At 42.9% G+C, this 15,572-nt stretch carries 9 protein-coding genes; 8 read left to right on the plus strand and 1 reads right to left on the minus strand.

Annotation, left to right across the window (positions count from 1 at the left end):
• Window positions 1-124: 124 nt before the first annotated feature.
• Window positions 125-1,501: a hypothetical protein gene (locus M1L62_RS25155; RefSeq protein ID WP_254562409.1), complete on the plus strand. Its 1,377-nt coding sequence runs from the start codon at window positions 125-127 to the stop codon at window positions 1,499-1,501.
• Window positions 1,502-1,581: 80 nt separating this feature from the next.
• Here the strand turns inward: M1L62_RS25155 and mdh are convergent, their stop codons facing one another.
• Window positions 1,582-2,508, minus strand: coding sequence for a malate dehydrogenase (gene mdh, locus M1L62_RS25160; protein WP_254562410.1), 927 nt, complete (start codon window positions 2,506-2,508; stop codon window positions 1,582-1,584).
• Window positions 2,509-2,700: 192 nt separating this feature from the next.
• Here mdh and M1L62_RS25165 point away from each other — a divergent pair, with 192 nt between their 5' ends.
• The 7 genes from M1L62_RS25165 (at window position 2,701) to gcvH (ending at window position 15,423) form a co-directional block, all read left to right on the plus strand.
• On the plus strand, window positions 2,701-3,132 hold the full coding sequence (locus M1L62_RS25165) for a YkvA family protein (protein ID WP_254562411.1): 432 nt from the start codon (window positions 2,701-2,703) through the stop codon (window positions 3,130-3,132).
• A gap of 69 nt (window positions 3,133-3,201) precedes the next feature.
• On the plus strand, window positions 3,202-3,408 hold the full coding sequence (locus tag M1L62_RS25170) for a Sec-independent protein translocase subunit TatA/TatB (RefSeq protein WP_090341378.1): 207 nt from the start codon (window positions 3,202-3,204) through the stop codon (window positions 3,406-3,408).
• A gap of 92 nt (window positions 3,409-3,500) precedes the next feature.
• Window positions 3,501-4,946, plus strand: a complete 1,446-nt coding sequence (gatA, locus tag M1L62_RS25175; RefSeq protein WP_254562412.1) for an Asp-tRNA(Asn)/Glu-tRNA(Gln) amidotransferase subunit GatA — start codon at window positions 3,501-3,503, stop codon at window positions 4,944-4,946.
• 234 nt (window positions 4,947-5,180) lie between these two features.
• Complete coding sequence (locus M1L62_RS25180) at window positions 5,181-7,046, plus strand: LysM peptidoglycan-binding domain-containing protein (protein ID WP_254562413.1); 1,866 nt, start codon at window positions 5,181-5,183, stop codon at window positions 7,044-7,046.
• Between the two features lie 33 nt (window positions 7,047-7,079).
• Window positions 7,080-7,670: a Holliday junction branch migration protein RuvA gene (gene ruvA / locus M1L62_RS25185; RefSeq protein WP_254562414.1), complete on the plus strand. Its 591-nt coding sequence runs from the start codon at window positions 7,080-7,082 to the stop codon at window positions 7,668-7,670.
• A 109-nt stretch (window positions 7,671-7,779) separates the two neighbouring features.
• Window positions 7,780-14,964 carry a T9SS outer membrane translocon Sov/SprA gene (sov, locus tag M1L62_RS25190; RefSeq protein ID WP_254562415.1) on the plus strand — a complete coding sequence of 2,395 codons (7,185 nt, stop codon included), beginning with the start codon at window positions 7,780-7,782 and terminating at the stop codon, window positions 14,962-14,964.
• Between the two features lie 78 nt (window positions 14,965-15,042).
• Window positions 15,043-15,423, plus strand: a complete 381-nt coding sequence (gcvH, locus tag M1L62_RS25195) for a glycine cleavage system protein GcvH (RefSeq protein WP_254562416.1) — start codon at window positions 15,043-15,045, stop codon at window positions 15,421-15,423.
• Window positions 15,424-15,572: the final 149 nt, after the last annotated feature.

Here is a 15,572-nt window from a genome sequence, read left to right on the forward strand (position 1 = left end):
GACATGTTTGAAGAACATTCTTTTCTCACTAAAAAAAACATTTTAACCTATTTTTTAATAACGTTCGACTCTTTATCAAGGGTAATATACGCTATTAGCATATGAAACAATATAACGTATGGGAATGAAAAAAGTACTTTGTTCAATTTTACTGGCTTCATCGGGAGTCATGGCGGAAATTAAGCCAACGGATGACAATAACAAAAGCGATATCCGGTATAGTCTTAACTCTTCGGGCTCGCATTATGTGAAATTTACATTTACCAATCAGGCCTGGTTCCGGTTCAATGAAAACAACCCGGGAACCACGGTTTTAAGCGATCCTGCTTCCAACACCTTTGATATTGGCTTGCGTCGTACGCGGATGCAGCTCTTTGGCCAGATTACTGATCGTGTCTTTTTTTATACACAGTTTGGACTGAACAATTTTAATAAAACAAATGGTTTCCCGGGTTATAACACAGCCGGAACGCCGAGCAACCGGAAAGTGGCCGCATTTTTCCACGACGCGCTTGGTGAATACGAGATTCAGCGTAAAGGCAACAGTTTTATCCGTTTTGGGGGAGGGCTGACGGTTGTGAACGGACTTTCCCGTTTCTCTCAGCCGAGCATAGGCACCATCATGACCATGGATGTTCCGATTTTTGCACAGGCCACAGTGGACCAAACCGACCAGTTTGCTCGTAAACTGGCGATTTACAGCCGGGGACAAGTAGGAAAGTTTAACTATCGGATAGCAGTTGCTGATCCTTTTCCGATTGAAACCAATGGGGCTGTTCCTCCGGTGTTGGGTGGTAACGCTGTTTTTGCCCAGAAGAAACACAAAAAACAACTGGACGGATTACTGATCTACAATATTTTTGATACAGAAGATAATACTACGCCGGGTTATATGACCGGAACTTACCTGGGGAAACGCAAAGTCTGGAATGTTGAAGCTGGATTTATCGCACAAAAAAATGCGACATGGAGAAGAGAAGGGGCTGATACCCTTTACAGCAATATGAATCTGTGGTCGGTGGCGTCATATCTTGATATGCCGCTTGACACAGAGAAAGGAACCGCAGTCTCCGGTTATCTTGGATTTTTCCATATGGATTATGGCAAGGGATATCTGCGTTATAACGGAAGCATGAATCCGGCAACCGGAACTACACTCCCGATAGCAGGTGCGAGCGGAACACATGGTAATGCTTACCCGATGTTCGGGACCGGTAATGTTACCTATGCGCAGGCCGGCTATAAATTCAAAGATGGATTGCTTGGCAGTCAGGGAACGCTGATGCCGTTTGCATCCGTTCAGCGTTCGGATTATGAACGGCTGAAAGATCCGATGAACCTTTATAATGTAGGTGTAAACTGGATCATCAAAGGAAACAACGCAAAACTGACTTTGAACTATGAGAACCGTCCTGTTTATAAAAACGGGGTCGTTGCGAATGAATTGGTGAAGGATGGTAGAAAAGGAGCCTGGATTCTCCAATACCAGGTTTCGATCTGATAAAAAATAGTAAGAGTAGTAAAGAAGTTAAAGTAGTAAAGAAGTCAACTTTTCAAAAGTTGACTTCTTTCATGATCGGCTTAGAGCGTCAAAGCACCATTCATCGCACGAACGGCTTCTGCTGATTTTTCGTAAGCAGCTTTTTCTGCATCACTCAAACGCAGGTTAATGATTTTTTCCCATCCATTGCGGCCCAAAACCACCGGAACGCCCATACAGATATCTTTCTGGCCGTATTCGCCGTTCAGATAAACACCGCAGGGAACAATGCGTTTCTGGTTGCGGACAATGCTTTCAACCATCATGGCTGCCGCTGCACCCGGAGCATACCAGGCCGAAGTGCCGATAAGTTTGGTAAGGGTAGCCCCACCAATCATCGTGTCGGCGGCAATCTGTTCCAGTTTTTCGGCTGAAAGGAAACGGCTTACCGGAATCCCGTTATAAGTGGCAAGTCGCGTTAAAGGAATCATGGTCGTATCTCCGTGGCCTCCGATCACCATGCCGTGGATATCACTTGGTGAAACCTCCATCGCCATTGCCAGATAGGTTTTGAAGCGCGCACTGTCCAGCGCACCACCCATACCGATAATTCGTTTCTTAGGGATATCCGCCTCTTTAAAAGCAAGATAGGTCATCGTATCCATCGGGTTGGAAACGACAATAAGAATGGCTTTTGGCGAATATTTTAAAATATTTTCAGTAACTGATTTTACAATTCCGGCATTGATTCCGATCAGCTCTTCGCGGGTCATACCGGGTTTGCGTGGAATACCGGAAGTGATGACAACTACGTCGGATCCTTTTGTTTTTTCATAGTCATTGGTAGAACCAACAGGCTTGGTATTGAAACCCAGCAACGCGGCGGTTTGGTACATATCCAATGATTTTCCTTCACTTACACCTTCTTTGATATCCAACAACACTAATTCTTCCGCCAATTCGCGACGAATGATATTGTCGGCTGTGGTTGCACCCACAGCGCCAGCGCCTACGACAGTAATCTTCATAAAAAAATGTATTTAATTGTGTAAAAATTAATGTTTTGAAATATACCCTAAAAATAGGTTACATAATTTGTTAAAACCACTAGCCGATTTAATTTTTGTGTGAAAAGTAGTACGCTTACATCCGTAATGCAATTTTTTACGTAAATAGATAGTTATATTGGCACAATAAACCACTTTTTCTTATTTTAAAGAATGAATGACGAGTCACTAATATCGAGAATATTACATTCCATTTTTTTTAGAAAAGCCACCGGTAAGGCGGGACGTTATGCCAGTAACACAAGCCGTTTATTTGAATTGATAAAAGACGTTGCCGGTAAATTACAGACAGTAGGGTTCAAAGGGAATATGACCGAGTTTCAAAGCAGTGTACAGTTGCTGATCAGAATGGTGAAAGCCTATTCTTCGGGAGCTTACAAGAATCTGCCATGGAAAAGTCTGGTTTCGATTGTGGCGGTTCTGATCTATTTTGTGTCGCCCATCGACCTTATCCCTGATTTTCTGCCGGTTATAGGAATTACGGATGACGTGGCCCTTGTTCTATGGCTAATCAAGACACTGGGGGACGATATTCGCAAATTCAGCGAGTGGGAAAAGAACGAAAAAACAATTAATATCGGATAAAGTGTCTGATTATTTTAGTTCTTTTCGAATTATTAAGTATTTTTGTAAACATATAATCAAAGAATAGATATGGAATCAGTAACTGTTTTAGGTGGAATTATGGGGTTGGGTGGACAAGAGATATTTTTGGTAGCCTTGTTCGTTTTGCTATTCTTCGGAGCGAAGAAAATTCCTGAGTTAATGCGTGGTTTAGGCCAGGGAATTAACGAATTCAAAAACGCTACCAAAGACGTAAAAGAGAATATTGAAAAAAGTATGGAAGATACTACCAAGTAATCTTTCCATCGTATTGAGTACATAACAGAGCCGTTTAGTAGACACTTAAATGGCTCTGATTCTTTATTTATTACCCGCCAAAAATAATTAAGTTGAAAGAGTACCCGACGCTGACCGAAATACAAAATGATTTGCGTGAAGGAGGTTTAACCTGCGTGCAGTTGGTGAATCATTATTTGGAAAGGATTGAGTCCAATGCCCATTTAAATGTTTTCGTTGATGTTTATTCAGAAGAAGCACTTCTTTTGGCTTCTGAGGTTGACACAAAAATAAAGAACGGAACCGCTGGCCGGCTTGCAGGTCTTGTTATTGGTTTGAAAGACGTTTTGGCTCACAAAGGTCATGGCGTTCAGGCAGGAAGCCGTATTCTGGATAACTATAAATCGCCATATACCGCTACGGCAGTTCAGCGTCTTCTGGACGAAGATGCGATCGTGATCGGCCGCCAGAACTGTGACGAATTCGCCATGGGGTCTTCCAATGAAAATTCTGCATTTGGTCCTGTATTGAATGCAGCGGATCCCTCCAAAGTTCCGGGTGGTTCGTCAGGAGGTTCGGCTGTGGCTGTGCAGGCAGGATTATGCCACGTTTCTTTGGGTAGCGATACCGGTGGATCGGTGCGTCAGCCGGCAGCTTTTTGTGGTGTAGTTGGTGTAAAACCTTCCTACGGCCGCGTTTCCCGCTGGGGACTTTTGGCTTATGCTTCTTCTTTTGACTGCATAGGACCTATTACCAAAAGCGTGGAAGATGCTGCGTTGATCCTGGAAATCATGGCGGGCGGAGATGAATTTGACAGTACAGTATCAGCCAAGGCAGTACCTGCCTATACAAAAAAACTGGAATGGAACGGAAAGGCCAGAATCGGCTATCTCCGGAATTCAGTTGAAAACGAAGCGATCGCTCCCGAAATAAGGGAGCAGACGCTTGATGTTTTAAATCGCCTGCGTGCTCAGGGACATGAGGTCACGCCGATTGAAATGCCGCTTCTCGATTTTTTATTACCGACTTATTATATTCTTACCACAGCCGAAGCCAGCTCAAATTTATCGAGATTTGATGGTGTGAGGTATGGAAGCAGATCAGCTGTTACCGGTGATCTGGACGCACTTTATAAGAACACCCGTACAGAAGGTTTTGGAGAAGAAGTGAGGAGAAGAATATTATTAGGTACTTTTGTTTTAAGTGCAAATTATTATGACGCATACTATACCAAGGCGCAACGCGTTAGAAGATTAGTGCGAGAAGAAACCGAACGCTTTTTTGAACAGTTCGACTTCCTGATTTCTCCGGTTACGCCGACTACCGCGTTTACAATTGGAGAGAAAACGGATGATCCTTTACAGATGTATCTTGCTGATATATTCACTGTTCAGGCCAACGTGGTGGGAAATCCCGCGATTTCTATTCCAAACGGCGTCGATAGAGACGGCATGCCGATCGGGATACAAATCATGGCGCCGTTCTTTGAGGAAGAAAAGATGCTTTCGTTTGCGAACCATCTTTCAACGACTTTAAAAGAGAATATTTTAGAAGCATAAGTAAGGCTTTGAAAAAATAATCAAAATTGTCGTAAATTTTTTTGAACAGATTAACCGTTTTAATTTCTGTTTACGACATCATAAATGCTAAAAAACCGTGCCTAAATAAATAATTTCCGGAAGTAATTGTAAAGGAAATTATAAATAGTATGTCATTTTATAAAAAAGTATTCATCATCAGACATTGACTATTTGATAACAGGAATTGATTAACCCATCAAAAAGCATTAATTAATGAAGATTTCAAAAAGAGTATTGTGGCTTGGAGCCGTGTGTGCAGGATTGTGGAATTCGCCGGTTATGGCGACAATACAAAGAGAGAAATTAGAAATTGGTCCGGATACCCTCGGAATCGCAGCCGAAGCTGACGAGAATTCTGAAATTCCGGCACTCCCAAATGTTGAGGAGATCGGTTTAACGCCAGCAATTCCGGAAGAGTTGCTCCGTGAACGTTTCGCCAAACTGGAAAAATCAATTCCCCTGACTTATCATAAGTCGTCTCACGAATTTGTTGAATACTTTATCTATAAAAAGACAAAGTTTACAATCAGTATGATGGAAAAGATGCCATTGTACTTCCCTTTGTTTGAAAAAACACTTCAAAAATACGGCCTTCCGACAGAGCTTAAATATTTGTCGATGATCGAATCAGGGCTGAATCCTACGGCATTATCAAGAGTAAGAGCGGGTGGCCTTTGGCAGTTTATGCCAGCGACGGGCCGTGAATTCGGATTGTATCAGGATAGCTACGTTGACGAACGCTTTGAGCCCGTAAAGGCTACCGAGGCGGCTTGTAAATATCTGAAACAGCTTTATAATATTTTTGGTGACTGGGAACTTGCACTGGCTTCTTATAACACAGGTCCGGGTAATGTAAAACGTGCCATGCGCCGCTCACACGGAACCACTTTCTGGACGATTTATAACGTACTTCCCAAAGAAACAAGATCTTACGTGCCGCAATATGTAGCGATGAACTACATGATGAATTATGGTAATGATCATGGGGTGTATGCACAAAACATGGAATATCAGATTCCAAATGATACAATTCATGTAAATGGATACATTAACCTGACCACTTTCTGCCAGCAAAGCGGAATTGATTTCGAAGAACTGACGAAGCTGAATCCACAGCTGACCAAAACCATGCTTCCGGATCAGACACGTGACTTTGTTTTGAGAGTACCAAGTGTGAAATACACTTATCTGGTTAGCAACAGGAATATTATCATGGATTCCTGCACCCGCAGATTCCTGCCATCCGGTTTGGTATTGGCAAAACTTGACAGCGCAAAAGCTGATTCGTTCAGAAACGGCGCATTCCCTTATGCCTATGTGGATGGAGATGGGGAAGAATTTGAGAACGCGGGTGTTACAAAAATTCAGTCCAAAAAATCATCACATACGGTTAAGAGAGGCGAGACACTGCAATCGATTTCCAGAAAATACGACGTCAGGGTTGCGGAGCTGAAAAAATGGAACCGTATTCGCAGAAATTCATTGCAAAGAGGTCAGCGACTGGTTGTTTACAAAAATGTTAAGGTGACTGTGAAGCCGGTTTTGGTAGCTTCGCGTAAAGCGGTCAAAGAACCTGTTACCAATGACTCGCTTGACAAAGTAGCTTTGACCAATGTCAGTGAAGAAACGGAAGAAGGGGGAGACGAAGCACAGGAAGTGGCGAGTGTGACAAAAATCAGATCAAAAAAATCTTCACATACTGTTAAAGGAGGGGAGACACTTGAATCGATTTCCAGAAAATATGATGTTGAGATTGCGGAGCTGAGAAAATGGAACCACATCCGCAGAAGCGCTATCCGTAAAGGACAAAAACTGGTAGTTTACAAAGATGTTAAGGTGACAGTGCCGGCTACCCTGGTTGCTTCTGCAAAAATCGACAAAGACGACCAGGCAAGAACTGAAAAAGAAGAACAAAGGAAATCAAGACATATCAAAATGCGTTACCACACCGTTCAGCATGGTGATACGCTATGGAATATCTCACAACGTTATGGATTGCCTATCGATTATCTGAAACGGGCAAACAAAATCAGAGGAAACGAGATCAAGCCAGGTATGAAACTAATCGTATCAAGCTAGACAAGTTGTAATTAACGCACATACTATAAACATATGATTGCCTACGTTGACGGAACAGTGACTTATAAAGATCCTGCATTTGCCGTTATTGATGTTCAGGGACTGGGTTATGAAGTTCGTATTTCATTACAGACATATACGGCAATGCCCGATGTCGGGAAGCGGTGTAAGTTGGTTACCTATCTGAATATACGCGAGGATGCTCATGTACTTTTTGGTTTTCTGGAAAGTGATGAAAAGAAATTATTTTTAGATTTGATAAGCATTTCAGGAGTGGGTCCTTCTACCGCTTTGGTTATGCTTTCCTCGCTCTCGTCGCCTGAGATCCGCCAGGGTATCATCGACGAGGATTTACGTTTAATCCAGTCTATTAAAGGTATAGGATTAAAAACAGCTCAAAGGGTTATTCTGGAATTAAGTGATAAGATGCGCAAAGATGCAATGCTTACTACCGGTGTGAAAACGCCTGGCAGTTCGAATGGTGCCTTGAAAAGCGAAGCTTTGGCTGCTTTGGTTACGCTGGGTATTCCAAAAGCCACAGCCGAAAAAAGCGTGGATGCTATTATCAAACGTGAGGGATATGCGATAACTGTCGAGCAATTGATTAAATTGGCACTTCGCTAGTCATAATTAAATAATGGTTGTTCAGGAATATGGAAAAGATCTATATTGTTTCGTTGGATATGTTGACAGTGATCATTGCAGGAACCCTCTATAAATAAAGTATTTAGCTTTGTCATCAACGGTTTACTCATCCCTCTTTAAGGCTATTACGATTTCATCCGGAGCATTGCTGCTGGCAACCGCTTCTGTGGATCAAAAAGAATCAACTGCGGAAGCTTTTGCAGACTGGGCGATTTTAGCAGATACGCTCGGCGATACAACACGTAAAAATGTTGATCGCTCCGGAAATCAGTTGATCATGCGTTGGAAAGATTATTATTCCAACAAATTTGCACAGCCCCGGCCCCGTTCTCCTTTTTACCTAAAGGATCCGGCCAATATTTCAACCAATATCTTATTGGACAGCAGCGGTAAAATTGCTGTTACAGAAGATATCCAGACACCCAACGGGAATCTGGATTTCCGTGCGCCTGAAACAATGGACATGGAAACCTATGACAAAGAATTGGAAGACCGCGCCTTCAAAAGTCTTCTGCGTGAATATTCATCCAGACAGGATGGCAAAAGTGCCATGGGGGCACGCGGGCTTCTTCCGAAACTGGATGTGCCGCCTGCTCTTTCGAAAATTCTTGGAGACAATTTCCTTGATTTTAAACCAACCGGTTTCGTCGCGCTTGATCTTGGTGTGATGCATCAGTTTATCGATAATCCGGCGCTTCCGATCCGTCAGAGAAGTAATACCAATTTCATTTTTAATGAGCAGATCAGCATAAACTTCAATGCGAACCTTGGCGACAGGCTGGGCTTTCTTACCAACTTTGATACGAAAGCAAGTTTTAACTTTGAAAATGCTTTAAAGCTTAATTATAAAAATCCGGAAGAGAGTTTTCTAAGAAAAGTGGAGGCCGGTAATATCAACTGGGCGATCAATAGCCAGCTTATCCCGGGTGTTCAAAACCTGTTCGGTCTAAAAACCGATTTTCAGTTCGGGCGTTTAAGCGCAACTTTTGTCGCTTCGCAGCAACGTTCAAGTAAGGAAAGGGTGACGTTGCGTGGCGGCGCTCAAAACCGGGAATTTGAAATACGGGTTGATAATTATGATGAAAACCGCAACTTCTTTCTTTCTCAGTATTTCCGCAGTAAATATGAAAGCGCTTTAAAAAATACGCCTCAGATTACATCCGGTGTTACGATTACGAGGATGGAAGTGTATGTAACAAACAGAACCACTACCACCGAATCTTTGCGTAACGTAGTTGGTTTTACCGATTTGGGTGAGCCAACGCCATACCAGGTTGGTAACCCAAGCCTTCAACCGATCCGATCCAATCAGCCTGCGGACAATGCCACGAATGGTTTGTATAAAAAGCTAACCGATAATCCTGGTTTTCGTCAAGTTGATAATACTAATTCTTCCGTTACGAGTTTTGGATTTGAAAAAACCGTGGATTATGAATTGTTGAGAGGAGCAAAAAAATTGGTGCAGGACCGGGAATATACCTATCATCCTCAACTGGGTTATATTTCTTTGACTACGCCTTTAAGAAATGATGAGATACTTGGGGTTGCTTACGAGTATACCTACAATGGAAGATCCTATAAAGTCGGTGAGCTAACGGAAGATTACCAAAACCGTAAAGACGATGAAGTGATCGCCCTGAAATTGATTAAATCATCCACGATCCGGAACAATACTAAGTTACCGATGTGGGATTTGATGATGAAAAACGTTTACTCGCTGGGTACAAGCTCCATTGATAAGACAGGTTTTCAACTGAGAGTCATTTATAAAGACGACCTTACCGGGATTGATAATCCTAATTTGCAGGAAAGTAACCTGGCCAATATTCCATTGATCAAAGTAATGGGTCTTGACCGGTTGAACCCGGTGAACGATTTGCAGCCTGATGGTAACTTTGACTTTGTTGAAAACGTAACCATTGATACCAAAAGCGGCCGTGTTTTCTTCCCGGTGCTTGAACCTTTTGGATCTAACCTTAACGCCCGGATTTCAGAAGATACCTATCGTAAAAAGTATGTATTTGATGAACTGTATCGCACCACGATGATCGATGCGCAGCAGGTAACCGAGCACAATAAATTTTATATCAAAGGCTCTTATCAGTCGAGTGGTGGAGCTGAGGTTTCATTACCCTACGGTGTTCTGGAGACGTCAGTTACAGTTACTTCCGGAGGTGTTCCTTTGGCGGCAGGTTCTGACTATATCGTGGAAGCGCAAATTGGCCGTGTCCGTATATTGAACAGCAGCGTAATAAATTCGGGGCGTGAAATCGTTATTGAGTATGAACGCCCGGATATGTTCCAGAACCAGATTCGTACACTCCTGGGGACACATTTGGATTACGTTGTAAACAGGGATATAAGTCTGGGATTGACGGCCATTCGTTATCATGAAAAACCGGCAGGATTTCTAACCCGTGTAGCATTGGGAAATGAACCCGTGAACAACACAATGCTTGGTTTTAATATCAACATTCGTAAGAATGTACCTTTCCTGACCAGGTGGCTGGATAAGTTACCATTTTTGCAAACGAAGGAAATGTCGAGCATTCAGTTTAAGGCTGAGTTCGCGAAATTAATTCCCGGCGTTTCAAAAGAGGTTAATAACAGATCGCTGATCGACGATTTTGAATCTACACGTACTGTATATGATCTGGCGCGGCAGCCGCAAAAATGGCGACTTTCTGCTGTGCCGGCAGCATATCGTCAGGGTTTTGATGGCAAGACCCTGGATTACGGTTTCAAGAGAGCTAAAATTTCAGCCTATGTGATTGATAACCTTTTTGGAGGGTCGGCAGGTTTGGGTGGAAGTGCTCAGGCGCCTGGCAATATCACAGATGAGGATCGCCAGAATGTCTACGAAAAGTTGTATCTGCCAAGAGATATTTTTCCGAACAGATCGGTTTCCGGGTTAATTAATTATCCGCAAAATGTATTGGATATTGCCTATTACCCTACTGAGCGTGGTATTTACAACTATAACACAGACCTTGATGTAAATGGACGTTTAAAAAATCCGAGACAGAATTTTGGTGGTTTGAGCAGAGCTATCACTTCGGATAATGATTTTGACAATGCCAATATAGAAAGTATCGAGTTCTGGATGCTTGATCCTTTTGTAAAAGGGAAAAACGGAATTGTCCGTGACGGCTCTGGTCCTGGAAATGAAACCAACAATACAACCGGTGGTAAACTGGTCTTCAATTTGGGAGATATTTCAGAAGATGTAATTCCGGATGAACGTTACAATTTTGAGAACGGATTGCCTCTGACAACTAAGGTTGTTGGCGAAAACGTTGAGCAGACAGTATGGGGACAGGTTACAAAGTCGCAATACCTGATCAATGCTTTCAGTAACGAAGCAGGAGCCCGCCAGAAGCAGGATGTTGGTTTGGACGGACTAAGCAATGAAGAAGAAAGAGCTTTCTTTAAAAGTTATCTTGACCGCTTGCCGGCTAATATGACAGCAGAGGCCAAAGCCAAAATCATGGCGGATCCGTCGGGAGATGATTTTAAATATTTCCTTGGAGAAGAGCAGGATCTTGCTGATCTGAAAATTCTTGCCCGTTACAAGGATTATATCGGGATGGAAAATAACTCTCCCGAAAGTGCAGGAAACTCGGCAACCGTGACCCCTGCGTCAAGCAGCATACCGGATGGGGAAGATATGAACGTTGACAATACCATCAACGACAATGAAGCGTATTATGAATATTCGATAGATCTGAAACCAGATCAGATGAAAGTTGGAAACGGTTTTGTCGTAGACCAGACTGTTACAAAAAGTGAGAACGGCGAAACCCAGAACTGGTATCTGTTCCGTGTTCCGATTAAGGAATTTACAGGACAGGTTGGAACAATCAACGGTTTCAAATCCATTCGTTTTATGCGTATGTATCTGGCAGATTTCCAACAGCCGGTAGTGCTTCGTTTTGCACAACTTCAGATGATTGGCCAGCAATATCGTAAATACACCTATAATCTGGATGCGGGTGGTTTGCAGGAAGTTCCTGAGCCCTATGATGCCAAATTTACAGTGGGAACGGTAAGTATTGAAGAAAACGGACAGGCAGCAAGCTCTCTTAACGCATCTGCGAAGAAATATGTCTATCAGCTACCTCCGGGTTGGGAGCGTGATCAGGATTTTACCCAGAGACCAAGTTTGCAGTTGAATGAGCAATCGATGAGCCTTTGCGTGACCAATCTTCGCGATGGTGATTCAAGAGCTGTTTATAAAAATGTTAACCTTGACCTTTTGTTCCGTAAACGCCTTCGTATGTATATCCACATGCAGAACGACGACAACGAAAACGGGTTGGTTGGTGCGTTTATGAGATTGGGTACGGATCTTACGCAAAACTATTATGAAATTGACATTTCAGGATTACAATCGACGAGAGAAAATGTTACGGTACGTGAAGAAATCTGGCCTGAAAGCAATGAATTGAATATTGCGCTGGCTGACTTAATTCGTGCAAAATCTGAAAGAAATAAAGCGATTGATAAAAATCAGAGTGTGCCATATACGATTACCACGGCTGATGGCAGGTATAAGATTACGGTTGTTGGTAACCCGGATTTAAGTGCGGTACGGGTGATGATGATCGGTATGCGTAACCCGAAATCTGCGGATGAACGTGCAAAAACTTTCTGTATCTGGACCGACGAAATGCATGCCGAAGGTTTTGACGAAACAGGCGGCTTTGCAGCGATTGCTCAGCTTAATGCAAAACTGGCGGATTTTGCTACGGTTACGGCCTCAGGGCGACTTGAAACTTTTGGGTTTGGAAGTGTACAGCAACGCATCGGAGAGCGTTCGAGAAACCTGACCACAGAATACGGTTTCTCCTCAAATATCGCGGTTGATAAGTTATTGCCGCAACAGTGGGGATTCAGCATTCCGTTGTTTGTAAGTTATGACCGACGCAATGTAAAACCACATTTCGACCCCCTTGATCCAGACACACCTTTGTCAACTTCTTTGAGCAATTTACGCTCTGATGAGGAACGGGATGGTTACCGGCGACTCGTTGAGGAGAATGCCGTAAGACGAGGGATTAATTTCTCCAATGTAAGGAAGATCAAGACCAAACCAGGAGCTCGGAATCATTTCTACGATTTTGAAAACTTCTCCTTTACCTATGCTTTCAGCGATGATACACGCCGAAATATTTTGACACAGGAATATTCTCAGCGGATGTATAAGGGCGGAATTTCCTACATATATAGTAGTCAGCCGAAGCCGTTTGAACCCTTCAAAAAGATGAAGGCAACAAACCGTTACGCTGAATTTATCAGAGACTTCAATCTGACGCTTCTGCCCAATATGGTGTCTGTGAGAGCCGATGTTGACCGCAGGTTTGCACGCACGCAGCTTCGTAACTCCGACCTTACGACGGAAGGAATGACGCCAATGTTTGAGAAATATTTCTGGTTTAACCGCTATTACGATTTTGGCTGGAATTTGACCAAAAATATGACCCTGATGTACAATGCATCCGCTAACGCCATCATTGATGAACCACAGGGCGATCTGAATACTGCACAAAAGAAAGACTCGCTTTGGAATAACTTCAAAAAGCTGGGACGTATCAAAAACTTCGATCAGAAGATCAAGCTTACATACCGCTTACCGTTGGACAAAATACCGGCTCTGGACTGGATGACGGCAGATTATTCGCATTCGATCGGGTATAATTATCAGGCAAATGCTTTCGGATTGATGGATGCTGATAGTCTGCCTTTTGGTGATATTATCCGGAACAGCAGGGAGAGAGGTATCACGGGTAAAGTCGATTTTGTGATGCTCTATAACAAACTGCGTTATCTGAAATTTGCCAATACACCTTCGGCGCAGCGCAAAAACTTTGCACGTAGCCCTGGTGATATTGAAGACATCGATATGCGTTCAACCGATATTTTGAAAAACATCACCCGTGTTCTGATGACTGTGCGTGGAATAAATGTCAGTTATTCAATTCAGGAAACAACGGCGCTTCCGGGGTATTTGCGGGCTCCAAAATATTTTGGACTTGATAATGCAAATGCACCTGGTTTGGGTTTTGTACTTGGACAACAAGACAGAAATTTCCAGACGAAAGCTGCTGCCAACGGATGGATAACAAAAAGCCAAGAGCAGAACCAGCCGTTCCAGCAGACAATTGCGAAGAATTTTGCGGCCAACACTTCTTTGGAACCCTTCAAAGATTTCAGGATGCAGATTGAGGTGAGGTTGACGAGGCAGGACGCGTATCAGGAATTTTACAGACCCGATTCATCGGGTAATTATGCACATCAGAATCCTCTGCGTAACGGCCAGTTCAGCATGTCTTTCATGTCATTCAGAACGGCATTTGCCAAAATCAGAAAGGATAACTCGTCTCCGGTTTTTGATAAGTTCAGATCTTATCGTGCGGTTCTGCGTGATCGCTTGAATGCTGAAAATGGCAGTGGCGGGGAGTATAATGAAAATTCTCAGGATGTTCTGATTTCTTCATTTTTTGCGGCGTATACCGGAAAAGATCCGAAGACGGTCCGTACCAATCCATTCCTGAAATTCCCAATGCCAAACTGGGATATCAATTATGATGGTTTGTCGAGAATTCCTGCATTTAAAAGATTATTTAGCAGTTTTACAGTGAAACATAGGTATATGTCGACCTACAGTGTTGGTAACTTTACGTCTAATCTGGATTATGAAGCATTGTATGTAAATCTTGCGGTGACCGGGTATCCATTATCTTCCAAAACAAACTATCTGGGTCAATATGTACCGGTGTTTGCCATGAGCACAATAACATTGTCGGAGAAATTTTCGCCTCTGGTCGGTGTGAATTTCCGGACGCAGAGCCGGATTACAGCAAGTATTGACTACAACCGCGACAGAACGGTTGCGCTGAATCTCTCGAACGCTCAGGTGGCTGAACTCTTTAATCAGGATTTGACGGTGAACATTGGTTTTACAAAAAATAATGTTCCGCTGCCGTTTAAGATTAATGGTGTGAAGAAAAAACTGAAAAATGATATGACGATGCAGCTAGGCTTGACTTTCCGTGATACGCGCCACATTCAGCGCAAGTTTGACGGCGAAAATATCCCTATCGCTGGTAACATCAACTTCCAGCTGCACCCGACGATCAACTATGTGGTCAACAACCGGCTAAGCTGCCAGTTCTACTTTGACAAAACATTTAACGACCCGCTGGTGTCCAACTCTTTTTATCGTTCGAGTACATCGGGAGGGGTTCAGTTGAAGTTCAATCTGGCAGAATAAAATTTCGATTTGGAAAATACAAAGTACATCCTGTAATTTGCGTCTGAAATACGTTTCGAAACTTACTCTAATTATATCATGAATTTCCCTTCAGAACTAAAGTACACAGAAGATCACGAATGGATCCGTATTGAAGGAGATACGGCATTTATCGGAATTACAGATCACGCTCAGAAAGAATTGGGTGATATCGTGTATGTAGATATTAATACAGTTGGGGATTCACTCGAAAAAGGGGAGGTCTTTGGCTCAGTTGAGGCTGTGAAGACAGTTTCTGATTTGTTTATTCCTGTTGCCGGAACGGTAACGGAGGTGAACGACGAGTTGGATAGCGAACCTGAATTGGTAAACTCTGATCCATACGGACGCGGTTGGATGGTTAAAATAACTTTGGCAAATCCTGACGATACGGAAGGATTACTTTCTGTCGAAGATTATAAACAATTCATCGGTGCCTGATGAAAGCATTAAAGCTCCGAAGGGAGCTTTTTTTTTGCTTGTTAAAAAAGATGATGTTTTAATAAAAATGAATGATTCGGATAAAGCGTGCGGTTTATTTCCTCCTGCTTATTTACTGAAAAAATTCATGTATTGCGGTCACAACAATT

It is taken from the genome of Dyadobacter diqingensis (assembly GCF_024220585.1).
In the GTDB taxonomy this organism is placed as follows: Bacteria; Bacteroidota; Bacteroidia; order Cytophagales; family Spirosomataceae; genus Dyadobacter; species Dyadobacter diqingensis.

Excerpts from the sequence above, each read along its gene's own strand:
- M1L62_RS25155 (WP_254562409.1), top strand. The coding sequence starts at position 125 with ATGAAAAAAGTACTTTGTTCAATTTTACTGGCTTCATCGGGAGTCATG.
- mdh (WP_254562410.1), bottom strand. The coding sequence starts at position 2,508 with ATGAAGATTACTGTCGTAGGCGCTGGCGCTGTGGGTGCAACCACAGCC.
- M1L62_RS25165 (WP_254562411.1), top strand. The coding sequence starts at position 2,701 with ATGAATGACGAGTCACTAATATCGAGAATATTACATTCCATTTTTTTT.
- gcvH (WP_254562416.1), top strand. The coding sequence starts at position 15,043 with ATGAATTTCCCTTCAGAACTAAAGTACACAGAAGATCACGAATGGATC.
- M1L62_RS25170 (WP_090341378.1), top strand. The coding sequence starts at position 3,202 with ATGGAATCAGTAACTGTTTTAGGTGGAATTATGGGGTTGGGTGGACAA.
- ruvA (WP_254562414.1), top strand. The coding sequence starts at position 7,080 with ATGATTGCCTACGTTGACGGAACAGTGACTTATAAAGATCCTGCATTT.
- M1L62_RS25180 (WP_254562413.1), top strand. The coding sequence starts at position 5,181 with ATGAAGATTTCAAAAAGAGTATTGTGGCTTGGAGCCGTGTGTGCAGGA.